Genomic DNA, 26,156 nt, shown 5'->3' on the forward strand with positions numbered 1-26,156 from the left:
ATGACAAATAAAGATTTTTTAGCGCTTATTGAAAAAGAAGCAACATCTATTGATTATGATAGGTACTTAAAACAGTTAACATACAAGAAAATCTCATCTGATGAGAAGCTTGCTGTATTTGAAGTATCAAATAAATATGTAGCTTCATGGATAAAAAGTAAATTCACAGGACTTATTCAAAATTGCTTTGAGCAGTACGATGGTACAAAGCCTAAGGTAGAGATTAAAATAGCTGGTGAAAAAAAATCCAAAAAAGAGATTATAAAAGAGCAAGTACGAAATGAAACAGCAGAAAGTACTATACTAAATCCATCATATACATTTGATTCATTTGTAGTAGGACCATCTAACCAAATGGCCTATAATGCGTCACTTGCAGTATCAAACAAACCTGGAACACAGTATAATCCACTATTTATTTATGGGGGGACTGGTCTTGGAAAAACACACTTACTTCAAGCTGTTGGAAATGCTGCTATTGAAAAAGGTCAAACAGTTATCTATGTAACAATTGAGCAGTTTATGAATGACTTTACATTCTCAATTAAAAACAAAAATATGGAGCATTTTAGATCAAAATATAGAAAGTGTGATGTTCTACTAATAGATGATATTCAGTTCTTAAGTGGGAAAGAGCAAACTCAAGAAGAGTTCTTCCATACATTTAATGAACTACACAATGCAAAAAAGCAAATTGTAATGACAAGTGATAGACTTCCATCACAAATTGCAGGTTTAGTTGATAGACTAAAGTCTCGGTTTGAGTGGGGTTTAACAGCTGATATTCAAATTCCAGGACTTGAAACAAAAATTGCAATTATTGAGAAAAAATCTGAGTTAAACGGTATTGCCTTAACAAGAGAGATTATTAACTTTATTGCTACGAACCTTGATAATTCTATTAGAGAAATAGAAGGAGTGCTTATTAGAATTAATGCAAGTGCTTCTTTATTAAATCAAGATATTACACTTGAGATGGTACAAGGTTTACTAAAAGAGCAAATAAAAGAGACAAAAGAGAATATTAAACTCCCTGACGTTATCGATATAGTCGCACGTGAGCTTAATATTAAACCAAGTGATATTAAATCTAAGAAAAGAACAGCAACTGTAGCAAATGCTAGAAGAGTTGTTATATATCTAGCAAGAGAGCTTACACATAACTCAATGCCTGATATTGCAAAGTTCTTAGGAATGAAAGATCACTCTTCAATTTCTCATAATATTAAGAAAGCAAATGAGTTAATTGAGAAAGATGAAAACTTTAAATTAATCATTGAAAATTTAAAGAATAAAATCATAAATAAGGAGTGGTAAAAAGTAGTAAGAAAAAAAAGTTTCAAAGCAATGTGTGAAAAGGTGTGAATATTTCATTTCGTTATATCACATGAAAGTCTTTCGATACAGTCGTCGATTTGAAAGTGTTTTCATCTTTTCACACACACTACTACTTCCACTAAAGATATATAAATAATAGGAGATATAAAATGAGGTTTATAATTACTAAAAATATCATTGAAAATGTAATAGCTTCAATGCAACCTTTTTTAGAAAAAAAAGATGCTAGTGCAATTACATCACATATATATTTAGAGATTGCAAATACAAAATTAATTTTAAAAGCTACTGATTATGAAATAGGATTAGAGTCTCATATCGATAGTATTAATGAAATAGAAGAAGGTAAGGCAACCGTAAATGGTTCTAATTTACTTGGAATTATAAAAAGATTAAAAAATGAAGATATTATATTTGAAACTACAGGAAACAATCTTGTAATAAAACAAAACAAGTCTATATTTAAATTACCAATGTATGATGCATCTGAATATCCTAATATGCTAAAAGATGAAAATCTTAATAAACTAGATATATCTACATTAAACTTTATTAATTCTATTAGAAAAATAACACCAGCAGTTGATAACAATAATCCTAAGTTTGAATTAAATGGTGCACTAATAGATGTAAAAAATGATAAAATTAACTTTGTAGCAACAGATACTAGAAGACTAGCTATTTCTCATTTACAAAATATAGCAAATAATGAATCTCAATTTATTATCCCTAAAAAAGCTATTATTGAAATACAAAAACTTTTTATAGATGAAGCAAGTATCTCTTATGATGAAACAAATTTAGTAATACAAAATAGTAACTCTAAATTCTTTACAAAGTTAATTAATGGTAAATTCCCTGATTATGAAAGAATTATACCTTCTAACTTAAAATATAGTTTATCATTACCAAAAAGTCAACTAGTAGAGTCAATCAAATTAGTTACATCACTATTTTCAAATATCAAAATTTCATTTACATCAAATGCAATTATATTTGAATCTTTAGATGAAGATAGTGAATCACAAACACAAATAGATATAAATTTAAATATTGAAGAAAACTTCTATTTAGCAGTTAATGCAAAATATTTATTAGATTTCTTAAGTATGACAAACAATGAAAATGTTACTGTTGGATTTAATGAATCCAATTTACCATTCTACTTAGAAGATGAAAAATTCTTTACAATTGTAATGCCAATTGTTTTAGAAAAATAGATTTAAATATATAAAAAATAGAAATTAGAAATAAGGACAAAAATAGATGAGTCAAGAATACGGCGCTAGTAATATTAAAGTTTTAAAAGGTTTAGAAGCAGTTAGAAAAAGACCAGGAATGTATATTGGTGATACAAACACTAATGGTTTACATCATATGGTTTATGAAGTTGTTGATAACTCTATTGATGAAGCTATGGCTGGTTACTGTAGAAATATTAAAGTAACTATGACTAAAGATAATTGGATTAGAGTTGAAGATGATGGTAGAGGTATTCCTGTATCTATTCATCCAACAGAAAATATATCTGCTGCTACTGTTGTACTTACAGTATTACATGCAGGTGGTAAGTTTGACAAAGATACATATAAAGTATCAGGGGGATTACACGGAGTTGGTGTATCTGTTGTAAATGCATTATCTTCTGAACTTAAAATGACAATTCATAGAGAAGGAAAGATTCATTATCAAGAATTCTCTAAAGGTATTCCAAAAGCTCCTTTAGAAGTAATTGGTGATGCTCCTAGAAAAACAGGAACTACAATTGAGTTCTTAGCTGATGATTCTATTTTTGAAGTATGTGATTACCATTTTGATGTTCTTGCTAAAAGATTCAGAGAAGTTGCATATTTAAATCCATTTATTTCTATTACTTTAGAAAATGAAAAAACAAAAGTTAAAGAGGTTTACCATTTTGAAGGTGGTATTAAACAATTTGTAACAGATTTAAATAAAGAAACACCTGTATGTGATGCAGTTTCTTTTTCAGATAAAGCTGATGATATAGAAATTGATATTGCCCTTATGTACAATACTACATATACTGAAAAAACTATTTCATTTGTAAATAATATTAGAACAATTGATGGTGGTACACATGAAGCTGGTTTTAAAGCTGGACTTACAAGATCAATTGTTAAATATTTAAACAATAATGCAAATGCAAGAGAAAAAGATACAAAAATTACAGGTGATGATGTAAGAGAAGGTTTAATTGCAATTGTTTCTGTAAAAGTTCCAGAACCTCAGTTTGAAGGACAAACAAAAGGGAAACTTGGATCTTCTTATGTAAAACCTCTATGTCAAAAGCTAACAAGTGAGTGTTTAGATAGATATTTTGAAGAAAACCCTCAACAAGCAAAAGCTGTAATGGATAAAGCTTTAATGGCAGCGCGTGGTAGAGAAGCTGCTAAAAAAGCTAGAGAGCTTACTAGAAAAAAAGACTCAATGTCAGTTGGAACACTTCCTGGAAAACTTGCTGAATGTCAATCAAAAGATCCTGAAGTTAGAGAATTATACCTGGTGGAAGGGGATTCTGCGGGTGGTTCAGCTAAACAAGGTAGAGATAGAGTTTATCAAGCAATTTTACCACTTAAAGGTAAGATTTTAAATGTTGAAAAATCAAGACTTGATAAAATTTTAAAATCTGATGAAATTAGAAATATGATTACAGCTATGGGTTGTGGTATTGGTGAAGACTTTAATGAAGAAAAAATTAGATATCACAAAGTAATTATCATGACGGATGCGGATGTTGATGGATCTCACATTCAAACACTTCTTTTAACTTTCTTCTTTAGATTTTTAAGACCTATAGTTGAAAAAGGATATTTATATATAGCTCAGCCGCCATTATACAGATATAAAAAAGGTAAAAATGAAATTTATCTAAAAGATGATACAGCCTTATCAAACTTCTTAATTGAAAATGGAGTAGAAAACTTCTCTTTTGCTGGATTAGGAACAAATGATATGATTGATTTATTTAAAACAGTTTCTAGATATAGAGATATGTTACAACAATTAGAAAAAAGATACTCTTTAGTTGAGGTATTAAAACACTTAATTGAAAATCCTGATTTAGTAAAACTAGAACAAATGGATTTATATGAAGTTGTTAGAGGCTTCTTGGAAGACAAAGGTTATAATATTCTTACAAAAAATATTAACTCTGAGATGATACAGCTGTTTGTTCAAACAAACGAGGGGCTAGAAGAGCTTATTATTGATGATGAGCTGTTTGCATCACCTTACTTCTCTGAGGCCACATACATCTTCTCTAAGCTAGTTGAGAGAGATATCTCAATGTTTGATGGAAGAGATTTAATTGAATTACTAGATGAAGTAGAAGGCTTAGCTAAAAAAGGCGCATATATCCAAAGATATAAAGGTCTAGGTGAGATGAACCCTGAACAGTTATGGGAGACTACTATGACTCCTGAAGATAGAAGACTTTTAAGAGTTAAAATCGATGATGCAGAAGCTGCTTCTGATGCCTTTACACTATTTATGGGTGATGAGGTAGAACCAAGAAGAAACTATATTGAAGAACACGCAAAAGACGTTGAGCATTTAGACGTTTAATCTATTTAGAGACTAAATAGAGACTTTTTTAAAAAGTCTCTAAAAAGTCTCCTTTTTTAAAAATCTTACAATTTGAAATAAAAAACCAATCATTTACTTTTTTAATATATAATTTCTTACATATTCAAAAAAAGGATTTAATATGAAGTTATGTGGAGTAGAATTAAAAGCAAATAATGCAATTTTTTCGGTATTTGAGAAAAATGATGATGATATTATAATTTATATTGACCTAAAAATAAAAAAAATCACTTTAGATGATGATGAGTCAAGTGAATGCGTAAAAGAGTTTACAAGTAAAGTAAATAGCTTTTTGCAAGAAAATCAAATAGAAAAACTATTTATTAAAAAAAGAGCAAAAAAAGGAAACTTTGCAGGTGGAGCTGTTACATTTAAAATGGAAGGACTTATTCAATTAAATAGCTTTTGCAAAACATCTTTAGTATCTTCTCAAAGTGTAAGTTCATTTGAGAAAAAAAATATGATTGAATTTCCGAATGAATTAAAAAAATATCAAGAAGGATCTTACCTTACTGTACTTGCAGCTGCCTAAAATGTTATCTAAATAGTTATGTTGAGTTTTTTTATTTTTCTAACTTGATACATAATACTTCTTTTTTTCAAATCTCAAGAAAACCTTTATAAAAAAACTAGAAACTTAAATTCTTTGAAATTTTTACTTAGTATTAAAACAAATGTTTAAATCATTAAATAAACACAATTAAAAACTTATAAAAATCACAAAAAGTTTATTTTTTATTGTTTTTATATTAATAAAACTTTAAACTTATGATATAATTTCACTCTTTATAGATAATTAAAGGAGACTCACATGGGACTTATTGGTAAAACAATAGATGAATTAATAGACCTAGCAAATAGTACTACAAATCTAAGAGAAATGTTATTTTTAGTAAAAAACCCTTCTATGAATGTAAGAAGAGCTCTAGCAAGAAATAGAAATTTATATGATGAAGTATTAAATACACTATTATATGATCCCGTTGAAAATGTTTCTTATATAGCTTCAAAACATCCAAACATTAAAGAAAAAAGAGAATTTGATAATCCAAGACCTTGTGTTACTTGCAATAAGGATGAAAAAAACTTAAATTGTAAGGACTGTGTACTTCTAACAAGTTATTACACAAGCCAATAAGTTTTGAGAGTTAGATAAAACACCTAAGTGTTTTATCTAAAATTAGTTAGCAGGGTTTAAAACGCTAGCAACTTTTTCAGTGTGAGAGAAGATTCTTCCTCTTTTTCTTATGATATTATTTACAATATGATATCCGTGATTTAAAGCGATTGCAATAGATCCACCTGATTTAAATGCAATATCACCAGCAACATATACACATTTTGCAGAAGTTTCTTGGTGCTCATCGAAGATCGGTTGGTTGTTTTCATTTACTTCTACACCACACGACTTTAAGAAGTCAACAGGAGTTGTTCCACCAATTGCGTAAATTACTCTATCATAAAGTACTGAAAAACCATCATTAAAGTTTACTTTTACTTTTCCTGAATCATTTTCTAATGATTCAATATCAGTATTCATTCTAAGTCTTAATTTCTCTTCACCATGGTATTTATGTAAAATCTCTTCATTTGTTTCATTTAATCTTGAAAATTCTGCTTTTCTATAAACCATAGTTACATTATTGCTTTGATCAGCTAAGTCATAAGCATATTCAGCAGCAGAGTTTCCACCACCAACAACTAAAATTTTCTCATTTGAAGAACATTTGTCAAGGTTAAAGTTAACATTTGCTTTAATTGATGGAGGGATTTTGTATGATGGTTTATTAGGTTTACCCATTTTTCCAATAGAAATTACTGCATTTCTAGATTTTACTAGTCCAGAACTAGTATGAATGTATAATAAGTCATCAGTCTCTCTTACAATCTTTTCAACTTCTGTATTAAACATCGAGTCAATTTTCTCACTATCTAATAAATCATCAAAGTAATCAAGTGTTGTTTCTTTTGTTCCATCGTAAAAATCAACATTTCCTTGAAGTTGTGTTACTTGACCTTTATAATCTTTATCTACTCTTTTATTGTCTTTATAAAATTTTCTAATAGTATTTGAGTGATTATCTGTTTTTTCAATTAGTAATATCTCCCCAATTTTATGAGCTGAAGCTTCAATAGCAGTACCAATACCACCAGGACCTCCACCGATAATTACAATGTCATATATTTTTTGTTCCATATTACCTTCTTATAGTTTTTATATTTTGTTAGTTTTATAGCATAAGTATAGCGATTATACTTAAATATGAATTATTATTCAATAAACAATTAAATATGCTAACTATAAGAAAGTTATTATTTAGAACTTACCATTACTATTTTGCCATTTATCTTTTGGTAAAATTTCTTCTTTAATTTTCCAACTTTTTTCAATTTTGTTTCTTTTTACAAAAAACAGTTCATAAAGTGCAATCTCTTTATCTATTGAATTTGTTTCATTTACTGCTAAAACAAACTCACCTTGACCTAACAATAGATGATTTCTTCCATACTTTTTATTTTTGATATGTTTTTTTACAATATCTTTATTTGATTTTGTTTTTTCAATATCTTTTATAGTTGTAGGAAAGTTATTTATTAAATCTTTATTTTTTATACTTTCAATATTATCCCAGTGTTCTACCATTAAGCCATTCTCAAACCTAAAAATATCAATTATATGAGAATAACTATTTTCATATCTCGACAAACTTTGAGCTACAACATAATTATTGTCCTCAAATACTCTTATTACTTTTGTTTCGATATCTTTGCCTTTTAGGTAATCTAAATACCCAACTAATCCATTTTTCCCATTTGCTGCTTGTAAATTATGTTGAATGTACTTTTTGTCATTTACATATTTTAATACACTTCTATCTTGATTTTTATTGAAAGCTTTTTCTAAAACTAAAACTGTTTTTTCTTTGTTTGATAAGTCACTTGCTAAAGTGTTTATTCCTATAATTAAAAGGAAAATTGTTAATAAATTTTTTAATTTCATTTTTTACTCCTGTGGTAATTTTAAGTAATTATATACCTATTAGAATTGATAATAAAGGTTAAAAATGATTTAAAAATGGTAAAAATCGAACTAGATACTATGACTTTGCCTAAAAACACTAGGAGAAATATTGGTATGCTTTTTAAAATATTTTACAAAATTTGTAGTTTCTATAAAACCTAATTCATATGAAATCTCTTTTATAGCTTTGTTTGTGCTTATAAGTCTTCTTTTTGCTTCTAAGATTATGTAGTTGTCAATTATCTGTTTTGTATTTAGTTTTGAATGCTCTTTACATATAACATTTAGGTGTTTTGGTGTGATTTTTAATAAATCACTATAAAAGTTCACGCTTCTGTTTTTATTGTAATTATTATAAAGATGGTTTTTAAATTTATTATATATCAGTGTATATTTTTCATTTATATTTGCTAGGTTTTGTTTTGAGATATCCTCTTGAGCTTTTAAAATTATATAGTTAAATAAGCTACTATTGAGTTTCTCTTTATATAAAGAATTATTTTTATAGTCTTTATAAAGTTCTTCAAATAAGAATTTATATTTTGAAGACGCCTTTGCTAAAATTGAGGGTTTAAGAAGTATATTAAACATAGATTTTTCTAAATTTAGTAGGTTTCTTTTTAAAAACTCATCAGTAAGAAGTATCACGTAACCTTCATAGTTTGCTGTTTTACTAAAACTATGAACTTGATCTTTTGATAAAAAAAGTAAAGTATTATCTTCAATTTTATAGTTTTTAAAATCAATAAAGTGATAATCATTTGATTTTGTAAAGTATAAGATATGATAAAACTTTATTCTATGAGGTTTTGTCATAAAGTGAGTATTTAAATCTATATTTTTAAATAACTCATTAAAACTTGCTATTTCAAAGCCATAATCTTTTAAACTATCCAAAAACTCTACTTCTAGTAATTCTTCCATATTTTATTTTAATGTATAAATACTTCATTTTTCATTTGTACTAAACATGTAAGGGATTTTTAGATAAAATGGCCTAAAATAAAGATATGAAAGGTTATAAAACATATGGAAATGAAATATGGTGAAAAAGAGATTATTGAGTTTGATATTAATAATGAAGAGAATTTTTGGCCTAACACAAATGATAAAAATTATATTATAGATATTGAGTTACCAGAATTTATGGCAAAGTGTCCAAGAAGTGGATATCCTGATTTTGCTACAATAAAACTTCAATATACACCGAATAAAAAAGTTATTGAATTAAAAGCATTAAAAATTTATATTAATACTTTCATGTATAGAGAAGTTTCTCATGAAAACTCTGCAAATGAAATTTTTGATACACTTTTCGAAAACTTACAGCCAAAATGGATGAAGGTTATTGCAGATTTTAAACCAAGAGGAAATGTACATACAGTTATTGAAATTGACAGTGCAAAAATGTAAGGACTTATACCTTGGAAAGATTAGTTACTACCTCACAAGCGGCTCAAATTTTGGGTCTTTCTTTACAAGGTGTACACTATAGAATAAAAAAAGAACAATTAAAATCTATCAAAAAATCAGGTAGAACTTATGTTTATATAAGTGATGAGATGGAAAGAGCTGCTTCAACAAACAAAGTAAATGTTCAAGCAGTTCAAACTCCAAATACTACTAATAACTCACAGACTCAAAAAGAAAATGAAGAGCATATACAATCTATTATAGAAGTAAAAAATGAACAAATTTTGCTTTTAAAAGACTCTATGAAATGGATGAAAAAGCAATATAAGTCAGAAATAAACAGATTAGAAAAAAATCAAAAAAGAATTGTAAAGGTGTTTAATTCAGAAATAAAGCTACTCCAAGGTGCTTTTAATGAAATGAGAACTATTTATAAAAATCAACCTGCACAAATTCAAAATATTCAAGCTTCTCAAACACAGCAAGAACAAAATATTGAAAATAAAGATTTAAATCTTATGACACTACAAGAGTTTTCAGTTCTTATGAAAAAGTATAATAAAACTCAAAAAGAGATAAAAATTATAATATTTAAAGCCATTCAAGATGGTGATAATAGGTTTATTTATAATAAAAGAGATAAAAAACTTCTAATTTTAAAATCAGATTTCCAAGATTTAGTGTAAATTTAGTAAATAAATTGTTATTAGATTTTGTGATAGTGCAAAAAAAAAGAGTACTTTAAAAAAGTACTCTTCTCCAGATACCCAAACACACCACTAAGAGAGGTGCCTTGCTATGTTCCCATCCTGGGGCGTTATCTCAACATAATGATTGTAAGGGTCTAAAGAAGAGCACTCAAAATATTTGAAATATTCTCAGTGTTCCTCTTTGTGAAACGAAATTATACTAAAATAAACTTTAACTTTTTATAAATTAATTTTTTTATTTGGAATAACAGATATAATTTCAAAAAAATTTCATATAAAAAGTATAAAAATTGACAAATAATTTTAATTTAATCGGTATTTTATCGCTTGTTTTTGCGATGTTTATTTGGGGAAGTTCATTTATTGCTTTAAAAGCTGCTATGGATGACTTAGCACCTTTTACTGTAATCTTTATTAGAATGCTTGCAGCTTCTTTATGTTTTGTTTACTTCATAAAAAGTTTTTTGAAGTATGATTTTACAAAAAAAGATATAAAGTTTATTTTGCTATTAGCTATTTTTGAGCCATGCTTGTATTTTATTTTTGAGGCTAAGGCTTTACAGCTCACATCTGCTTCTCAAGCAGGAATGATTGCATCACTTATGCCTTTAATTACTGCAATGGCAGCTGGATATTTCCTAAAAGAGATTATTACAAGAAAACTTATTTTAGGTTCAGCTTTAGCAATGATTGGAGTTGTGAGTTTAAGTGTTAATGCTACTACTAGTGCTAGTGCACCAAATCCTCTATTAGGAAACTTTTTAGAGCTATTAGCTATGAGTTGTGCAGCAGGATATACTATAGTTGCAAGATATTTAACCCATAAGTTTTCAGCTCTTTTTATTACAGCCATTCAAGCATTTATTGGAGCAATATTTTTCTTTCCTTTCTTTATTTACGAGTATTTTAATACTCCTATGGTATTCTCAGTTGAGGCTTTAAGTTGGACTTTATATCTAGGTGTTGTTGTAACTTTAGGTGGTTATGGCTTATATAATTTCGCTTTAACAAAACTAGAAGCTTCAAAAACAGCAGTTTTTGTAAATTTAATTCCTATTTTTACTTTGCTTTTAGCTTATATAATTTTAGGAGAAAAATTAACTAATTTTGAACTTACAGCTTCAGCTGTAATTTTAGCAGGTGTTATACTTTCGCAAATGCCACCTATGAAAATGCCTAAAATTAGAAGGAAGAAAAAAATCTAATGGTTTATTTAACTCTTTTTGTATCAGCTTTAGTATCTGCAACACTAATTCCTTTTGGAAGTGAAGCATTATTAATTTATGATATAAAAGAGGGATATAACCTTTATTTACTACTTTTCTTTGCAACACTTGGAAACTCTCTTGGTTCTATAATAAACTATTTTTTAGGTTTAAAAGGGGAAGAGTTTCTAGTGAGAAAAAAGCTTTTGAATAAAAAAAGAGTTTTAGAAACTAAAAAGTACTTTGATAAGTATGGTTTTTGGTGTATTTTACTTTCATGGGTTCCAATAATAGGTGACCCTATTACTTTCATAGCAGGAGTTTTAAAATTTAATTTAAAACTCTTTATTCTACTTATAGTTATTGCTAAGTTTTCAAGATATGCTTTTATAGCTTTTTTGATTTAAGAATTAAACTCATTTATAATATCTTTGTTTTTAGAGAAGATTTTGTAAATCACTCCTTGAAAAGTAAACTCTAAATAGTTTGCATGAAGCCAAAGCCTTGAGGCTTTAGTCTCTTTTTCTCTTATACTTTGTTCCAAAGTTTTATTTAAATAAGCTTCAGCAATATCATCATTAACTCCATATATAGGATCACCTATGATTCTATGTCCTATTGAGTATAAATGAACTCTAATTTGATGTTGCCTTCCTGTGATGGGTTGAGCCTCTACTAAAGTAATGTTTCTTTCACTATTATATTTTATTGGTTTTATAATAGTACATGACTCTTTTCCTTCATCTCCTGCACTCATTCTAACACCAATATTTTTACCCTCTTTTTGAAGTTTACTATCAATAGTTACTTCCTTATCAATTTCACCCTCAACTATTGCAAGATATGATTTATGATACTGTTTTGTTTCAAACATATCTTTTAATTGTTTTTCAGATTTTTTATTTTTTCCAACAATTACAAGTCCTGATGTTTCTGCATCAATTCTATGAATTAAGTTTGCATTTTCTCCAAAATGGTATCTAATTTCATCTAGCAATGAATATTTAGTGTTCTTAGAAATTGGGTGTACCATAAGGTTCGTTGGTTTATCAAAAATAGCAAAATTTTCAAACTCAATTAGAGGCTTTAAACCCCTCGTAGCACCCTCAAAAACAGCCATGTATATGTAATGTGTATCTATTATGTCTTTTGGTTTTAAAACCTTCATGTTTTCATCAAAGACTCTTCCTCTAGAAGCGTACTTCTGGGCTTTTGTATGGTGTATAGTTAAGTTTTGTAGCAAAAAAAGGCTTAGTTTTTTACCTTTTTCGGCTTTTATTTTCTTTAAAATAAATGGCAAATTCTTTTCCTGAAACAATCAAATAGGGCAATTTTTGTCTTATTTAATTCTTTTGTATTTTTTAGTTAAATTTTTTATCTTATTTAATCAAATTTTTTGACTTTTTTAGATAACATATCATACATAAATTAAAAGAAAAATGTGATAAATTTTGAAAACATTGATAATAGGGGATTTGTAGATGGTTGAAAGATATGCAAGAGAAGAGATGGCAAAACATTGGACACAACATGCAAGATATGCAGCATGGCTTGAAGTTGAAAAAGCAGCTGTAAAAGCTTGGAACAAATTAGGACTTATTCCTGATAAAGATTGTGAAAAGATTGTAAAAAACGCAACTTTCTCAGTAGAGAGAATTGAGGAAATTGAAGCAATTACTAAACATGACTTAATCGCATTTAACACAAGCGTTTCAGAGTCTTTAGGAAAAGAGTCTAGATGGTTCCACTATGGTATGACTTCATCTGATGCAGTTGATACTGGTGTTGCTTTACAAATGAGAGATTCACTAAAATTAGTTATCAAAGATGTAAAAATGCTTATGAAATCTATCAAAAGAAGAGCTAAAGAGCATAAATATACACTAATGGTAGGAAGATCTCACGGCATTCATGGTGAGCCTATTACATTTGGTCTTACTTTAGCTGTATGGTATGATGAAATGAAAAGACACCTTAAAAACTTAAAAGAGACTCTAAAAGTTATCTCTGTTGGACAAATTTCAGGTGCTATGGGTAACTTTGCTCACGCTCCTTTAGAGTTAGAAGAGTATGCAATGAAAGAATTAGGTTTAAAACCAGAGCCTTGTTCAAACCAAGTTGTTCATAGAGATAGATACGCAAGACTTGCTACTGCATTAGCTTCTATGGCATCAACTATTGAAAAATTTGCTGTTCAAGTAAGACACTTACAAAGAACAGAAGTTTATGAAGCAGAAGAGTTCTTTGCAAAAGGTCAAAAAGGATCTTCTGCTATGCCTCACAAAAGAAACCCTATTTTAACTGAAAACATTACAGGACTTGCAAGATCTATTAGAGCTCACGCAATTCCAGCTATGGAAAATGTAGCTTTATGGCACGAAAGAGATATCTCTCATTCATCAAGTGAAAGATTCTGGTTACCAGATGCATTTATTACAACTGATTTCATGTTACATAGAATGAACAATGTAATAGCAAATTTAACTGTAATGCCTGAAAATATGATGAAAAACTTAAATCAAACTGGTGGTTTAGTATTCAGCCAGCGAGTATTATTAGAGTTACCACTTCAAGGTGTAAGTAGAGAAGATGCATATAAAATCGTTCAAAGAAATGCAATGAAAGTATGGGCTGAGATTAAAGAAGGTAAGCCAACAGTAAATAAAAAAGGCGAGTCTTTATACTTAGGACACTTATTATCTGACAAAGATTTAAGAGCTAAATTAAGCGAAAAGCAAATTAGAGAGTGTTTCAACTTTGATTACTACACTAAAAACGTTGATGCAATCTACAAAAGAGTATTTAAATAAAAATACTCTTTCATTTAACAAAAAATTGATAAAAATACTAACAAATATAAACAAGGTAATTAAGAAAGGCAATTAAAATGGCAATTATGATTCAAAAAAGAAATGGTCGTAAAGAGGTTTTAGATATTACTAAAATCCAAAAAATGACTATTGATGCAACAAAAGATTTAGATGGAGTATCTCAAAGTGAATTAGAGCTTGATTCTCAAATCAAATTTGTAGATGGAATGAAAAGTTCTGATGTACAAGATGCTCTAATTAAAACAGCAGTAGAAAAAATTGATATAGATGTTCCAAACTGGACATTTACTGCAGCAAGACTTTATTTATTTGACCTTTACCATAGAGTAGGAAAAGAGACTCATGGTATCAAAGGTGAGCCTTATTGCCATTTAAAAGATTACCTAAAGTATGGTAAAGATGCTGGAAGACTTATCCCAAATTTAGGTGAAGGATATGATTTAGATGATTTAAATAATCATATGGATCCTTCTAGAGATTTACTTTTTAATTATCTTGGAATTAAAACTCTATACGATAGATATTTAATTAAAAACAAAAAAGGTAACCCTATTGAGTTACCACAGCAAATGTTTATGGCAATTGCAATGTTCTTAGCTCAAGATGAAGATAATAAACAACAAGCAGCTAAAGACTTCTATGATGTAGTATCTAAGTTTGAAGTTATGCTAGCAACTCCTACTTTATCAAATGCAAGAACAAATAGACACCAATTATCTTCATGTTATATAGGTTCTACTCCTGATAATATTGAAGGTATTTTTGATTCATACCATGAAATGGCACTATTATCTAAATATGGTGGCGGTATTGGTTGGGATTGGAACCAAGTAAGAGCTTTAGGTGGCGTTATTGATGACCATAAAAGTGCTGCTGGTGGAACTGTACCATTCCTTAAAATCACAAATGACGTTGCTTTAGCAGTTGATCAATTAGGTACTAGAAAAGGTGCAATTGCTGTATATCTTGAGCCTTGGCATATGGATATAGTTGATTTTATTGACCTTAAGAAAAATTCTGGTGAAGAAAGAAGAAGAGCCCATGACTTATTTCCATCATTATGGATTACTGATTTATTCATGGAAAGAGTATTAGAAGATTCTCATTGGACTTTATTTGACCCTTATGAAGTAAAAGATTTATCTGAACTTCATGGTGATGCATTTAGAGCTAGATATGAAGAGTATGAGCAAGATGAAAACATCACAAAAGATAGAATAAAAGCAAAAGATTTATGGAAAAAAATCCTTACTTCTTACTTTGAGTCTGGTTCTCCATTCCTTTGTTTCAAAGATAATGCAAACAAAGCAAATCCAAACTCTCATGTAGGACATATTAGATCTTCAAATCTTTGTACAGAGATTTTCCAAAATACAAATCCTAACCACTATAAAATCAAATTAGAGTTTGAAGATGGAAGTATCGAAACATATGAAGAAAATGAATTAATCACTGTTGATGGTGGTATTCAAAAGAAAGCAAATAAAGTAACTGCACTTGATTCAATCAATGGAAAAAGAGTATTTATCGTAGAAAAAGATAAAACAGATGGAGATACTGCTGTATGTAACTTAGCATCTGTTAACCTATCTAGAATTAACACTCAAGAAGATATTGAAAGAGTTGTTCCTATTGCAGTTAGAATGCTTGACAATGTTATTGATTTAAACTTCTACCCACTAAGAAAAGTAAAAGCAACTAACTTAAAATCAAGATCAATTGGTCTTGGAGTAATGGGTGAAGCTCAAATGTTAGCAGAACAACAACTTGTATGGGGAAGCCAAGAGCACTTTAAAAAGATTGACCAAGTTATGGAAGCAATTTCTTATAATGCTATTAAATCTTCATCTGATTTAGCTCTTGAAAAAGGAACTTACCCTACTTTTGAAGGTTCTAAATGGTCGCAAGGTCTTATGCCTCATGATCACGCACCTCAAGCAGTAAAAGCTTTAGTAAATAGAGATTTATTTGACTCTGCTTATAACTGGGAAGAGTTAAGAGAGAAAGTTAAAAAAGACGGTATGAGAAATGGTTACCTAATGGCAGTGGCACCTACTTCATCTATTTCTATTTTAGTTGGTACTACTCAAGCAATTGAGCCTGTATATAAAAGAAAATGGTATGAAGAGAATTTATCAGGATTAATTCCTGTTGTTGTTCCAAAATTAAGCCCAGAAACATGGTCTTACTACACTCCTGCATTTGAAGTTGATCAATTAAATGTAATTAGAGCAGCAGCTATTAGACAAAAATGGATTGACCAAGGTCAGTCAACAAATATCTTTATGAGTTTAGATAAAGCAAGTGGTAGATATTTACATGAAATTTATACACTAGCTTGGAAACTAGGTCTTAAATCAACTTACTACCTAAGAAGTCAATCTCCTGAAGCTAACAATGATGTAGAAGATAGAAGTATGGAGTGTGCAGGTTGTCAATAAGATAACCTTACACTTTTTTCATACGAAAAATTTAAAAAAATTAATAAAATATATTAAAAACTTAGAGGAAAATCCTAATGGATAGAAAAACAATATATAACCCACAATCAAATGAAAATCTAACAGATAGAAGAATATTTGGGGGAAACCCTGATGGTATGATCAACTTTACAAAGATGAAATACCAGTGGGCATTGAACTTATGGGATACTATGGAAGCAAATACTTGGTTTCCTAAAGAAGTTCAAATGACAGGTGATGCAAAAGATTATAAATATCTAACAGCACCTGAAAAAAGAATGTATGATTTAGTTTTATCACAACTAATCTTCATGGATTCATTACAAACAAACAATTTAATGGATAATATGAATCCATATATCACAGCTCCTGAAGTAAATGCATGTTTATCAAGACAAGCATATGAAGAGGCAAATCACTCTAAATCATACGCTGTTATGGTAGAGTCTATTTCTGATAACACAGATGCTATTTATGATATGTGGAAAACAGATACAAAATTAAGAGAGAAAAACAACTATATCGCAGATGTATATAAAAGCTTAACAGCTGGTGATGAAAGTGATATTACTGATGAGAAAATTTTACTTGCTATGTTTGCTAACCAGATCTTAGAAGGTTTATACTTCTATGCAGGATTTGCAGCAATGTATGCACTAGGAAAATCAGGAAAAATGCTTGGTTCTTCTCAAATGATTAGATTTATTCAAAGAGATGAAGTAACACACTTACTTTTATTCCAAAATATGATTAACTCTGTAAGAAAAGAAAGACCTGATTTATTTACACCTGAATTAGAGCAAACTGTAAGAGGTATGTTTAGAAAGGCTGTAGAGCTTGAAGCTTCATGGGGTTCATATATCACGCAAGGACAGATTTTAGGGTTCACAGACGCTATTATCACTCAATATATCCAATACCTAGCAGATAGGAGACTAGAAGCAGTAGGGTATAAACCAGAATACAACGTAAAACACCCTATTCCGTGGGTAGATGGTTATGCGTCATTTAATGACCAAAGAACCAACTTCTTTGAGGGGAATGTTGTAAACTATTCGAAAGGTTCGATAGACTTCGACGATTTTTAATAGGTCTTTTTCTCAAAGAGAGTCTAACGACTTGACCTAATCTCTGCGTTGGAGCAGTTTTCTTACTCAGTCACTTACTGACTGTAAGCTCCTTCGCAATAAAACTGCTCCGCTTTGACCTTGACTAAAATACCTATTAAAAGGAGTCATTTTATGTTTGATTTTTCTATTCTAAATGTATTAAATAGATTGGGTAAAATTCCATTTTTTATTTTTTTAGCTCTATCTTTATTAACTACAATTTTACTTTTTCATCAAATACTTTTTTAAATCAGTTAGGTTTATTAGATATTAGCGATAATTATAAGTCTTATTTAGGTATTACTTTTTTATTATCATCTATAATTGTTGTAATTAAAAGTATTGATTATTTATTTGTCTCAATTATTAAAGAATATATTGATGATTATAAAAGTCTAAAAAATATAAAACAGTTATTGGAAAATTGCTCTGCAGATGAAAAAGAGTATTTGAAAAAATATATAGAAGAGGATAAATCTACATTTTACTTCCCTATATCTGATGGAATAGCAAATGGTTTAAAGTTAAAAGGTATTTTATTTGTATCTTCGAATATTGGAACACATGGAGCTACTTTTCCTTTTAATATTCAACCTCATGTAAAGAAGACTTTGTTAAATTATCCTAATATTATAAAAGCTTAATATCTTACTAATCCAGACTTTGTGTGAAGTCCTATCTTTAGTATTTTGATTGTTTTTTTAATAAAAAAAGAATATAAATTTGAATTAACAGCTTAAATATAGAAACAGTATCAGGGGAGTGATTAGTTCCCCCTTTCGTTAATATGCTCTAATTGCGAAAATTAGAAATATTAACAGTAATACTGTTAACTTATAATACATGCTTGTCCTTTTATTTGCACTCCCACCCATCACTACCCACAAAGCAAAAAAAAAGGCAAGAGGTTAACCTCTTGCCTTCAGTGCTATTTTTTCAGGTAATCACTCCTGATAGAATAAGCATGTATTTAAGTTAGAATAATTATAGTAAAAATTAATAAGTTTGTCAATACATAATAAAAAAATTATTAATATAATAAACCAAACATTCAAACAAAATTCTATATAATCAATCCATATAAATACAAACAAAATTACTTAGGAGAGAGTTTGAAAAATATATTTATAATAGTTTTGATTGTTGTTTCGATGGCTTATATGGTAAATATTTTAGTTGATAAATACAATAATATCATAGAGCAAGAACAACAGCAAAAACAAAAGGTTTTACCTCAACAGCCAGTACAAAAGTAGTAAAGAAGAAAAACTTCTGTTTTCTTCTTTATATGCTTATGATATTATCTCCTGATTGTATCCAATCAGTTAGAAGTTTTCCCGTGTGAAAAACATCTATATTACAAGCCACTAGGCTATCTTTTACTCCTAGATTTTCGCTACATTTTTGACAAGCTACAATTTTTACACCATCAGCTACCATCTCTTTTACTTTTTCTTGGATTTCTTTATCTTCATTTATTAGCTCTTGTGAGGCTCCCCATACAAGAATAGTTACATCTTCAATCCAGCCTTGTTTTTTTGCGTTGTGTGCATAAAGACACACCATATTTAGTGATGTTTCTTTATTGTTTGTAGTCCATAGTATTTTTGCTTCTGATTGCACTTATCTCTCCTATTTTAAAGTTTCTTGTAAAACTTCTGTAAATCTATTCCATGACTTTTTATCTGCTTCTTCATGGTATCTTTTACTTCCAAATACTGTAAAAGCATGAGGAGCACCGCTGTATGTAATCATTTCATGTTTTAAGCCAGTTTGTTCAAGTTCAACTGCAAGGTTTGCAAACTCTTGCATACTCACAGCCTTGTCTGCTGTTCCATGAAATACTACAACTTTACCTTTTGTATTTTTATAGTCTTGCCCCTTTGGAGTAGAAAGCCCTCCATGGAAAGGTACATAAGCCTTTAGCCCTGCACCACTTCTAGCAAGTTCTAAAATAGCTGCACCACCAAAACAGTATCCTGTACCTAAGGCATTTGCAGTATTTGCACCTTGTTTTTTAGCCACTTCTAGTCCTGTAAAAAGTCTTTTTCTCATTTCTTCTCTATTTGTATATAAAGATTTAGTTAAAGCTTTTTTATCTTTTGTTTCTGTGGGTCTAATACCTTTTCCATATAAATCCACAGCAAAAGCTGCATAACCAAGCTTATTTAGCATTTCAACTCTTTTGATTTCATAGTCAGTAACTCCATCCCAATCATGAACCATATAAACTAAAGGAGCATTTTTAGCAGCTGAACTGTAGTAACCTTCATACTCTTTACCATCAATCTCATAAGTAACATAGCCATTAGCAAAAGCTAAACTTGAAAGAACTGTAAGTGTTGTAAAATTTTTTTTCATATCTTTTCCTTATTCAAACTCTTTTTCTATATTATGATAGTACTTATTTACTTCATTGAATCCCTCAAGGAAGTATAAAAAGTGTCCAACTGTTCTTATCTCATCTTCTGTAATTTTACCTTTCATACTAGGCATTGTATCAAAGTGTCTTATTACAGCTTCTAGACATATAGTCTTTTTTATATCTGGATTATAAAGATAATCTACTAAGAAATCCCCTGTCTCCATAAGTTGAAACTCTATATCATCTTTACTTCCAATTTGGCTTTTAAGTCTATATGATATTTCATTTCCTGTAGGAGCTTTTAGATTTAATAGTTTGTTATCTTCTTCTACAAAGTTTTTCATAAGAAGTCCTATGTTCATAGACTTTTTATGACATTCACTACATTTATTATCAAATATTTGCTCGCCCTCATTATAAAGTTCCCTATCAAACTCATCCGGTGGGGAAGCAAAAACAGCACTTATTAACACAAAAATAGTAAGCAATGTTTTCATAGTCTCTCCTTTTTTAAATTCTAACATAAACATGAGTAAATTACTATATTATATAGCTTCAAGGTATAAAAACATAAAATACGCGTATTAAATAGAAACAAGGATTTTATAATGATAAAAGAAAAAGTAAAAGATTTTTTAGATAAACAGTTAGTAGATTTTACAAACTTTAGGTATGAATTTGAAGAAGATGGTGAGTATTTATATGTTATGTTCAAAGAAGCCTTTGGAGAGCAAGTAGATATTGAAACTACTTTTAAAATAATCAAAGATACTTTATATTTTCATTCTACATCATTTGGATGGAAAGCTGTAGAAAAAGGAAGTGGTAATAAGTTTTTTTGGATAGAAATAACTAAAGAGAGTAAAATATAGATTTTTTGTAATGATATATAAAATTATAAGGCAATGACTATGATAAATACTTCTCACTTAGACCATCTTGTTTTAACTGTAAAAGATATTCATAAAACAGTAGAATTTTATGAAAAAGCCTTAGGTATGAAAAAAGAGATTTTAAAAGAAAATCGAATAGCCTTAAAATTTGGAAATTCTAAAATAAATCTTCATCAATTAGGAAAAGAGTTTGAGCCCAAAGCATTTAACGTAAAAACTGGAAGTGCTGATTTATGTTTTATTATTGATACACCAATAGTAGAAGCAAAAAAATATATCGAGTCTTTAGGTATTAAAATAGAAGAAGGAATAGTAAAAAGAACAGGAGCAAATGGCGAAATAAACTCTATTTATCTAAGAGATCCAGATAAAAATCTTATTGAACTTTCAAATTATCTCTAAAGTTAAAAGTACTTGACTTATGTACAAAAAATGTGATATATTCTTTCCTTGACTGTATAGTCAAAATTAGGAGAGAATATGTCACTGTTTTTTATAATCTTACTTAAGATTTTTCCACTTTATATAAATATAGTTTTAGGTTATGTAGCCACTAAGTTTTTAGATGTAAAAAGAGAGTCAATAGCTAATGTATTGATTTATATTTTAGGCCCTATTGTTGTATTTTCAGCAACACTTAGTGTTAAAATAGATTTATCAATTCTGTTTTTACCTGTCTTTTTATATCTGTTTTGCTCTATTATTGCCTTTTTGTCTCTATTTATCTGGGGTAAATCATGGAATGACCCAACAGGAAATATCTTAGCTTTTAGTGCAGGAACGGGAAATACTGGATATTTTGGTATTCCTTTAGCGATTATATTTTTTCCTCCCCATTTAGCAGATATCTATATCTTTACTGTTTTAGCTTCTCTTTTATATGAAAGTACAAGTGGTTTTTATGTAACTGCAAAAGGAAACTTTACTGTAAAACAATCAATTCAAAAGATGTTGAGACTTCCTATTTTATATGCATTTATTTTAGGTATTATTTGTAACTTAATAGGGGTTCAAATACCTGAGGCTATTAGTGCTTATACTGGACAGTTTAAAGGTGCTTATGGAATCTTAGGAATGATGATGCTTGGTATGGGTCTTATTGGTCTTCAAAGGGGAAGTGATTTAGATGCTAAGTTTATCTCTATTACTTTTATTTTGAAGTTTATTTTCTGGCCTTTAGCAATGCTTGCTGTAATTTACATAGACAAAACATATATTATGTTTTTAAATGAAGATTTATATAAAGTACTATTTTTGTTCTCAATAGTTCCACTTGCAGGAAACACAGTAACCCTAGCAGTACTTTTAAATGCAAAGCCTCAAAAGGCAAGCTTTACAGTGATTTTAAGTACTATAGTTTCTATTCTTTATATACCTATAGTTCTTGCTTTATATGGAGGTTTTTAAATAAAAGAGCAAAAGCTCTTTTATTTATGCAATAAGAAGTTTTTGTAAGTCATCTTTTGCATTAGTAGTAAGTGTAAGATTAAATGTTTCTGATAAAAAATTATAAATATCTTCATTTACAAATTGTGGAGGTTTTGGTCCTAAATAGATATTTTTTACACCTAGTGAGAATAAAGCAAGTAAAATAATCACAGCTTTTTGTTCCATCCAAGATAATACAATTGATACAGGTAAATCATTTATTGGTGTATTTAGTGCCTCACTTAAAGCTTTTGCAATTTCAACAGCACCATTTGAATCATTACATTGTCCTAGGTCTAAGTATCTTGGAATTCCAGTATCTTCTATCTCTCCAAAATCAATATCATTGAATCTAAATTTACCACATGAAGAAGTTAAAATAACTGTATCTTTTGGTAAAGACTCAGTTAGTTCCCTATAGTACTCACCTGGCTTTCCAGGGGCATCACATCCAGCAACTACAAAGAATTGTTTGATTTTACCCTCTTCTAAAGCTTTTAGAATTTGAGGTGCTAAAGTAAGAACTGTTTTATAGTGATGTCCTGTTGTTAAAGTACTATCTTCATTTAAATCAACACCATTTGCATCAGGGCAAGATAAAGTTTTTTCTATTAATTCATCAAAATTATAATCAAGAATAGGAGTTGAACCTTCAATACCAACTATTTTATGTGTAAATACTCTATCAAGGTAAGAACAGTTTTTCTTTGGTGGTACAATACAGTTTGTATTTACTACAAATGTTCCTGTGAATTTTTCCATAAGTTTGGCTTGATCAAACCAAGCTTTTCCTACATTTCCTTTTAAGTGTTTAAACTTTCTTAACTCTGGGTAAGCATGTGCTGGTAACATTTCCGAGTGCGTATATACGTTAATACCTTTACCTTCTGTAGCAATAAGTAGTTTCTCAAAAAACTCTAAGTCATGTCCTGAAACTAAAATAGCTTTTCCTTCTACCTTGTTTTGAGAAACTTTTACAGGTGTTGGAATACCAAATTTATTAGTATGTGCATTTGATAGTCTATCCATAACTTTAACCCCTGCACTACCTATTTTCATTAGCTGATTAATATGGTCTTGGAAATTAAAGTTTACATTTGTAAGTGTAAAATATAGTGTCTCAGACATTACATCATCAATCTCTTTTGTAAGTTCTGGTTTAAAGGTATTTAAATGCTCTCTATAGGCACTAAGACCCTTAAGCCCAAAAATCATAATATCTTGTAGTCTAGCTAAGTTTTCATCCTTACCACAAGTTCCAACTGTTGCACCTGTACTACCACAACCACCTTTTTGACTCATTTCACATTGGTAACAAAACATACTCATGTTATAAATCCTTTTTTATTTTGTATTTTAAAAATTTGAGGAATTATATGAGCTTTAATTGATAAATACATTGATATAAATCAATGAATAAAAATAACTATTGTTTTCAATTTCTGTTTATTGTAGAATAAATGTATAAATAATTAGGATATTCAATGATTTATAAAAACACATATAAAAAGCGTATTATACTTTTTATAATATTAGCTATCTTATCTTTTTTTATATCTGTATTTTTAATTATAAATATAAATAAAAATATTAGTAAACATAAACATATTGAAGAAAATATTGTTTTATCTCAAAAAATAAAATATTATGATGAAGTTCTTACTATGTCTTCAAGAATGGCTTTATATCAAGATACTTTATATTGGAATAATAGATATTACAAGTATGTCCAAAAACTTGATGAGGTAATAAATCAAATAAAACAAAATATGCCCATTGTAAGACAAGAGCTAAAAAAAGTTGATAAAGCAAATATGAAATTAGTAGAGCTTGAAGAAAAAGCTTTAGAATATGCTATGAATAAAAAGTATGAACTTGCAAAAGGTTTTCTTTTTTCAAAAGAGTATGAAGAATCAAAAAGTATTTATCAAAAGGCATTAGATAAAGCACTACTTTTATTAGAAATAGAAGTTAAAGAACTTGAAGAAAAATTTCAAAGGGATATTTTACTTTCATCTTTTGTGACACTATTTTTTATAGCTTTAATTTTGATTTTCTCATACTATATTTTTAAATATCTTATTAATTATAATAAGACTTTAGAAAAAGAAGTAAAAGAGCAAGTAAAAAAAGCAAATAAAAAAGATTTACTTTTAATAGAGCAGTCAAAATTAGCTTCAATGGGAGAAATGCTTGAAAGTATCGCTCATCAATGGAGACAGCCATTATCTTCTATTAGTACTTCTGTATCAGGAATAAGACTTAAAAAGAGTTTTAATGAGTTAGATGATGAAGTTTTAGAGTATTCATTAAGTTCTATTGCACGTGCTACAAATCATTTATCAACAACTATTGATGTATTTAGACAGTTTTACAAGGATGATTCTCTTAAAGAGTTTAGTTTAAAACAAATGCTTTTAAAAGTACAAGCACTTCTTAGTTCGAAGTTTAAGCATAAAGATATTTTGTTTTTAGATGAAAGTATAGATTATAAAGTAATTGGTAGAGAAAACGAACTTGTACAAGTGATTATAAATATAATCTCAAATGCAATTGATGAACTAGAACAGCTTGAAAAAACCAAACTTATAAAAATCCAAACACTTCAAAAAAATGAATTTATTAGCTTAGAAATTATAGATAATGCAGGAGGAATAGATGATGCTATCTTAGATAAGGTTTTTGATTATAAGTTTAGTACTAAAAAAGATAAAAATGGTACAGGTATAGGCTTATATATGAGTAAACTTATTATGGAAAAAGCAAAGGGATTTATTAGTGTAAGAAATATGAAGTTTGAGTATGAAAACGAACTTCAAGTAGGTGCATGTTTTAAACTTGATATAAAAAAATAGTATTTATGCACCTATTTTATGTTTTAAAGAAAATTAGACTTGCTAAGTTTACTTAATTCTTCGTTTATCTCAAAGATTTTGCTTTTAATATCTGTATATCCAAAAGATTCAAGTCTTGTTGTGTGTTTTTCTAAATATTTTTTTGCATCATCAAGATTATCAAAAAGATAAATTCCACCAGCTTCTTTTGCATCTTTATTTTCAGTCCATAATTTAAATATTAATCCATTTTCATTTGCTATATCTTTTGCTAAATCACTCATAGCAGCAGTTAATTCATCACCAAAAGGTCCTTCATGAGGAAAGTCAATCTGCATAAGGTATTTCATGTTATACTCCTTTAAATTTATTAGTGTAAGTTTACACTAAAACTATACTTATGTCAACTAGGTTTACAAAATGTCAATATGTTTTTTATCTTTAGAAACAAGCAAGGTTTTTAATGAGTTAATTTTAAAAGAGTTAGAAGAAGTTGGTTTTTCTGGTCTTTCAAGCTCTCTTATAACTATTTTTCCTTATATAAAAGAGTATGAAAATATTTCTATTTCAAATTTAGCAAAAAAGCTTGGATATTCAAGACAAGCCATGCACAAAAATTTAAAAAAACTAGAAGATTTAGGCTATCTTAGCTTTTCTCAAGAGTTAAATAAAAAAGAAAAAACAGTAATATTAACTAAAAAAAGTGAAAGCTTAATAAGCAAAGCAAATGAGTTTATCCAAAAGATTCAAGATGAACTTTGTAGTACCTTAGGAAAAGAAGAGTTAGATAAATATATAAAAACTCAAAATGTAATTTATGAGTTTTTAGAAACAAAAAATAAGGCTTAAGAAGTCTTATTTCTTATTAAAATACACTTTATTTAAAATCTTCAAACTATTTTTTCTTCCAAGCTAATATTTGTCTTAAAAAAACTCACTA

At 28.7% G+C, this 26,156-nt stretch carries 28 protein-coding genes and 1 other RNA gene; 19 read left to right on the forward strand and 10 right to left on the reverse strand.

All coding sequences use genetic code 11. The annotated features are described in order from the left end of the window. From dnaA to NJU99_RS00025, 5 genes are all read left to right on the forward strand, one after another. A complete protein-coding gene (gene dnaA, locus NJU99_RS00005; protein WP_254576689.1) occupies positions 1-1,317 on the forward strand; it encodes a chromosomal replication initiator protein DnaA in 1,317 nt (438 codons plus the stop codon). A 170-nt stretch (positions 1,318-1,487) separates the two neighbouring features. Beyond that, the gene (gene dnaN / locus NJU99_RS00010; RefSeq protein ID WP_254576690.1) at positions 1,488-2,558 is read left to right on the forward strand and encodes a DNA polymerase III subunit beta; all 1,071 of its coding nucleotides are present in this window, start codon (positions 1,488-1,490) and stop codon (positions 2,556-2,558) included. Positions 2,559-2,604: 46 nt separating this feature from the next. Continuing rightward, the gene (gyrB, locus tag NJU99_RS00015) at positions 2,605-4,923 is read left to right on the forward strand and encodes a DNA topoisomerase (ATP-hydrolyzing) subunit B (protein WP_254576691.1); all 2,319 of its coding nucleotides are present in this window, start codon (positions 2,605-2,607) and stop codon (positions 4,921-4,923) included. 142 nt (positions 4,924-5,065) lie between these two features. Further along, positions 5,066-5,476, forward strand: a complete 411-nt coding sequence (locus NJU99_RS00020; RefSeq protein ID WP_254576692.1) for a DUF3010 family protein — start codon at positions 5,066-5,068, stop codon at positions 5,474-5,476. A gap of 279 nt (positions 5,477-5,755) precedes the next feature. After that, positions 5,756-6,082, forward strand: coding sequence for a hypothetical protein (locus tag NJU99_RS00025; protein ID WP_254576693.1), 327 nt, complete (start codon positions 5,756-5,758; stop codon positions 6,080-6,082). A 42-nt stretch (positions 6,083-6,124) separates the two neighbouring features. Here the strand turns inward: NJU99_RS00025 and NJU99_RS00030 are convergent, their stop codons facing one another. From NJU99_RS00030 to NJU99_RS00040, 3 genes are all read right to left on the reverse strand, one after another. Next, positions 6,125-7,141: an NAD(P)-binding domain-containing protein gene (locus NJU99_RS00030; RefSeq protein WP_254576694.1), complete on the reverse strand. Its 1,017-nt coding sequence runs from the start codon at positions 7,139-7,141 to the stop codon at positions 6,125-6,127. A 120-nt stretch (positions 7,142-7,261) separates the two neighbouring features. Next, positions 7,262-7,945 carry a nuclear transport factor 2 family protein gene (locus tag NJU99_RS00035; protein WP_254576695.1) on the reverse strand — a complete coding sequence of 228 codons (684 nt, stop codon included), beginning with the start codon at positions 7,943-7,945 and terminating at the stop codon, positions 7,262-7,264. 90 nt (positions 7,946-8,035) lie between these two features. Continuing rightward, positions 8,036-8,890: an AraC family transcriptional regulator gene (locus tag NJU99_RS00040; protein ID WP_254576696.1), complete on the reverse strand. Its 855-nt coding sequence runs from the start codon at positions 8,888-8,890 to the stop codon at positions 8,036-8,038. A 111-nt stretch (positions 8,891-9,001) separates the two neighbouring features. Here NJU99_RS00040 and queF point away from each other — a divergent pair, with 111 nt between their 5' ends. Beyond that, on the forward strand, positions 9,002-9,379 hold the full coding sequence (gene queF, locus NJU99_RS00045) for a preQ(1) synthase (RefSeq protein ID WP_254578110.1): 378 nt from the start codon (positions 9,002-9,004) through the stop codon (positions 9,377-9,379). Positions 9,380-9,390: 11 nt separating this feature from the next. Next, positions 9,391-10,065: a MerR family transcriptional regulator gene (locus NJU99_RS00050; protein ID WP_254576697.1), complete on the forward strand. Its 675-nt coding sequence runs from the start codon at positions 9,391-9,393 to the stop codon at positions 10,063-10,065. Positions 10,066-10,132: 67 nt separating this feature from the next. Here NJU99_RS00050 and ffs read toward each other — a convergent pair. Beyond that, positions 10,133-10,230, reverse strand: an RNA gene (ffs, locus tag NJU99_RS14970) — signal recognition particle sRNA small type. A gap of 149 nt (positions 10,231-10,379) precedes the next feature. Here ffs and NJU99_RS00055 point away from each other — a divergent pair. Next, positions 10,380-11,294 (forward strand): DMT family transporter, encoded by a 915-nt coding sequence (locus NJU99_RS00055; RefSeq protein WP_254576698.1) that lies wholly within the window; start codon positions 10,380-10,382, stop codon positions 11,292-11,294. Further along, positions 11,294-11,701 carry a YqaA family protein gene (locus tag NJU99_RS00060; RefSeq protein WP_254576699.1) on the forward strand — a complete coding sequence of 136 codons (408 nt, stop codon included), beginning with the start codon at positions 11,294-11,296 and terminating at the stop codon, positions 11,699-11,701. Before NJU99_RS00055 ends, NJU99_RS00060 begins: the two co-directional genes overlap by 1 nt. Here NJU99_RS00060 and NJU99_RS00065 read toward each other — a convergent pair. Next, positions 11,698-12,594 carry an RluA family pseudouridine synthase gene (locus tag NJU99_RS00065; RefSeq protein ID WP_254576700.1) on the reverse strand — a complete coding sequence of 299 codons (897 nt, stop codon included), beginning with the start codon at positions 12,592-12,594 and terminating at the stop codon, positions 11,698-11,700. The genes NJU99_RS00060 and NJU99_RS00065 overlap by 4 nt on opposite strands. A gap of 181 nt (positions 12,595-12,775) precedes the next feature. Here NJU99_RS00065 and purB point away from each other — a divergent pair, with 181 nt between their 5' ends. The 5 genes from purB (at position 12,776) to NJU99_RS00090 (ending at position 18,952) form a co-directional block, all read left to right on the forward strand. Continuing rightward, on the forward strand, positions 12,776-14,104 hold the full coding sequence (purB, locus tag NJU99_RS00070; protein ID WP_254576701.1) for an adenylosuccinate lyase: 1,329 nt from the start codon (positions 12,776-12,778) through the stop codon (positions 14,102-14,104). A gap of 77 nt (positions 14,105-14,181) precedes the next feature. Further along, positions 14,182-16,566, forward strand: coding sequence for a ribonucleoside-diphosphate reductase subunit alpha (locus NJU99_RS00075; protein WP_254576702.1), 2,385 nt, complete (start codon positions 14,182-14,184; stop codon positions 16,564-16,566). Between the two features lie 77 nt (positions 16,567-16,643). Beyond that, positions 16,644-17,675: a ribonucleotide-diphosphate reductase subunit beta gene (locus NJU99_RS00080; RefSeq protein WP_254576703.1), complete on the forward strand. Its 1,032-nt coding sequence runs from the start codon at positions 16,644-16,646 to the stop codon at positions 17,673-17,675. A gap of 290 nt (positions 17,676-17,965) precedes the next feature. Next, positions 17,966-18,340, forward strand: a complete 375-nt coding sequence (locus tag NJU99_RS00085) for a super-infection exclusion protein B (protein WP_254578111.1) — start codon at positions 17,966-17,968, stop codon at positions 18,338-18,340. A 468-nt stretch (positions 18,341-18,808) separates the two neighbouring features. Further along, positions 18,809-18,952, forward strand: coding sequence for a hypothetical protein (locus NJU99_RS00090; RefSeq protein WP_254576704.1), 144 nt, complete (start codon positions 18,809-18,811; stop codon positions 18,950-18,952). A gap of 28 nt (positions 18,953-18,980) precedes the next feature. Here NJU99_RS00090 and NJU99_RS00095 read toward each other — a convergent pair whose 3' ends face one another. From NJU99_RS00095 to NJU99_RS00105, 3 genes are read right to left on the reverse strand one after another with little or no spacing between them, the layout of a single operon-like run. Next, complete coding sequence (locus tag NJU99_RS00095) at positions 18,981-19,319, reverse strand: DsrE family protein (RefSeq protein WP_254576705.1); 339 nt, start codon at positions 19,317-19,319, stop codon at positions 18,981-18,983. Between the two features lie 9 nt (positions 19,320-19,328). Further along, positions 19,329-20,057 (reverse strand): dienelactone hydrolase family protein, encoded by a 729-nt coding sequence (locus NJU99_RS00100; protein WP_254576706.1) that lies wholly within the window; start codon positions 20,055-20,057, stop codon positions 19,329-19,331. 9 nt (positions 20,058-20,066) lie between these two features. Beyond that, positions 20,067-20,558, reverse strand: coding sequence for a cytochrome c family protein (locus NJU99_RS00105; RefSeq protein WP_254576707.1), 492 nt, complete (start codon positions 20,556-20,558; stop codon positions 20,067-20,069). A gap of 111 nt (positions 20,559-20,669) precedes the next feature. Between NJU99_RS00105 and NJU99_RS00110 the strand changes: the two genes are divergently transcribed. From NJU99_RS00110 to NJU99_RS00120, 3 genes are all read left to right on the forward strand, one after another. Further along, the gene (locus NJU99_RS00110; protein ID WP_254576708.1) at positions 20,670-20,933 is read left to right on the forward strand and encodes a hypothetical protein; all 264 of its coding nucleotides are present in this window, start codon (positions 20,670-20,672) and stop codon (positions 20,931-20,933) included. A 39-nt stretch (positions 20,934-20,972) separates the two neighbouring features. Further along, on the forward strand, positions 20,973-21,356 hold the full coding sequence (locus NJU99_RS00115; RefSeq protein ID WP_254576709.1) for a VOC family protein: 384 nt from the start codon (positions 20,973-20,975) through the stop codon (positions 21,354-21,356). A gap of 78 nt (positions 21,357-21,434) precedes the next feature. Next, a complete protein-coding gene (locus NJU99_RS00120) occupies positions 21,435-22,361 on the forward strand; it encodes an AEC family transporter (RefSeq protein ID WP_254576710.1) in 927 nt (308 codons plus the stop codon). 24 nt (positions 22,362-22,385) lie between these two features. Here the strand turns inward: NJU99_RS00120 and hcp are convergent, their stop codons facing one another. Next, a complete protein-coding gene (hcp, locus tag NJU99_RS00125) occupies positions 22,386-23,711 on the reverse strand; it encodes a hydroxylamine reductase (RefSeq protein ID WP_254576711.1) in 1,326 nt (441 codons plus the stop codon). A 155-nt stretch (positions 23,712-23,866) separates the two neighbouring features. On the opposite strand from hcp, the gene NJU99_RS00130 reads away from it, so the two are divergent. Next, positions 23,867-25,237 carry a sensor histidine kinase gene (locus NJU99_RS00130; RefSeq protein WP_254576712.1) on the forward strand — a complete coding sequence of 457 codons (1,371 nt, stop codon included), beginning with the start codon at positions 23,867-23,869 and terminating at the stop codon, positions 25,235-25,237. A 23-nt stretch (positions 25,238-25,260) separates the two neighbouring features. Here the strand turns inward: NJU99_RS00130 and NJU99_RS00135 are convergent, their stop codons facing one another. Continuing rightward, the gene (locus tag NJU99_RS00135) at positions 25,261-25,566 is read right to left on the reverse strand and encodes a monooxygenase (RefSeq protein WP_254576713.1); all 306 of its coding nucleotides are present in this window, start codon (positions 25,564-25,566) and stop codon (positions 25,261-25,263) included. Between the two features lie 70 nt (positions 25,567-25,636). Here NJU99_RS00135 and NJU99_RS00140 point away from each other — a divergent pair, with 70 nt between their 5' ends. Continuing rightward, positions 25,637-26,065 carry a MarR family winged helix-turn-helix transcriptional regulator gene (locus NJU99_RS00140; RefSeq protein ID WP_254576714.1) on the forward strand — a complete coding sequence of 143 codons (429 nt, stop codon included), beginning with the start codon at positions 25,637-25,639 and terminating at the stop codon, positions 26,063-26,065. Positions 26,066-26,156: the final 91 nt, after the last annotated feature.

The organism is Arcobacter roscoffensis, assembly GCF_024267655.1.
Taxonomy (GTDB): Bacteria; Campylobacterota; Campylobacteria; order Campylobacterales; family Arcobacteraceae; genus Arcobacter_B; species Arcobacter_B roscoffensis.

Coding starts and splice junctions, on each gene's coding strand:
- NJU99_RS00130 (WP_254576712.1), top strand. CDS start 23,867: ATGATTTATAAAAACACATATAAAAAGCGTATTATACTTTTTATAATA.
- NJU99_RS00035 (WP_254576695.1), bottom strand. CDS start 7,945: ATGAAATTAAAAAATTTATTAACAATTTTCCTTTTAATTATAGGAATA.
- dnaA (WP_254576689.1), top strand. CDS start 1: ATGACAAATAAAGATTTTTTAGCGCTTATTGAAAAAGAAGCAACATCT.
- NJU99_RS00105 (WP_254576707.1), bottom strand. CDS start 20,558: ATGAAAACATTGCTTACTATTTTTGTGTTAATAAGTGCTGTTTTTGCT.
- NJU99_RS00115 (WP_254576709.1), top strand. CDS start 20,973: ATGATAAATACTTCTCACTTAGACCATCTTGTTTTAACTGTAAAAGAT.
- NJU99_RS00135 (WP_254576713.1), bottom strand. CDS start 25,566: ATGAAATACCTTATGCAGATTGACTTTCCTCATGAAGGACCTTTTGGT.
- dnaN (WP_254576690.1), top strand. CDS start 1,488: ATGAGGTTTATAATTACTAAAAATATCATTGAAAATGTAATAGCTTCA.
- NJU99_RS00100 (WP_254576706.1), bottom strand. CDS start 20,057: ATGAAAAAAAATTTTACAACACTTACAGTTCTTTCAAGTTTAGCTTTT.
- NJU99_RS00025 (WP_254576693.1), top strand. CDS start 5,756: ATGGGACTTATTGGTAAAACAATAGATGAATTAATAGACCTAGCAAAT.
- purB (WP_254576701.1), top strand. CDS start 12,776: ATGGTTGAAAGATATGCAAGAGAAGAGATGGCAAAACATTGGACACAA.
- gyrB (WP_254576691.1), top strand. CDS start 2,605: ATGAGTCAAGAATACGGCGCTAGTAATATTAAAGTTTTAAAAGGTTTA.
- NJU99_RS00080 (WP_254576703.1), top strand. CDS start 16,644: ATGGATAGAAAAACAATATATAACCCACAATCAAATGAAAATCTAACA.
- NJU99_RS00040 (WP_254576696.1), bottom strand. CDS start 8,890: ATGGAAGAATTACTAGAAGTAGAGTTTTTGGATAGTTTAAAAGATTAT.
- NJU99_RS00140 (WP_254576714.1), top strand. CDS start 25,637: ATGTCAATATGTTTTTTATCTTTAGAAACAAGCAAGGTTTTTAATGAG.
- queF (WP_254578110.1), top strand. CDS start 9,002: ATGAAATATGGTGAAAAAGAGATTATTGAGTTTGATATTAATAATGAA.
- hcp (WP_254576711.1), bottom strand. CDS start 23,711: ATGAGTATGTTTTGTTACCAATGTGAAATGAGTCAAAAAGGTGGTTGT.
- NJU99_RS00030 (WP_254576694.1), bottom strand. CDS start 7,141: ATGGAACAAAAAATATATGACATTGTAATTATCGGTGGAGGTCCTGGT.
- NJU99_RS00020 (WP_254576692.1), top strand. CDS start 5,066: ATGAAGTTATGTGGAGTAGAATTAAAAGCAAATAATGCAATTTTTTCG.
- NJU99_RS00060 (WP_254576699.1), top strand. CDS start 11,294: ATGGTTTATTTAACTCTTTTTGTATCAGCTTTAGTATCTGCAACACTA.
- NJU99_RS00075 (WP_254576702.1), top strand. CDS start 14,182: ATGGCAATTATGATTCAAAAAAGAAATGGTCGTAAAGAGGTTTTAGAT.
- NJU99_RS00120 (WP_254576710.1), top strand. CDS start 21,435: ATGTCACTGTTTTTTATAATCTTACTTAAGATTTTTCCACTTTATATA.
- NJU99_RS00110 (WP_254576708.1), top strand. CDS start 20,670: ATGATAAAAGAAAAAGTAAAAGATTTTTTAGATAAACAGTTAGTAGAT.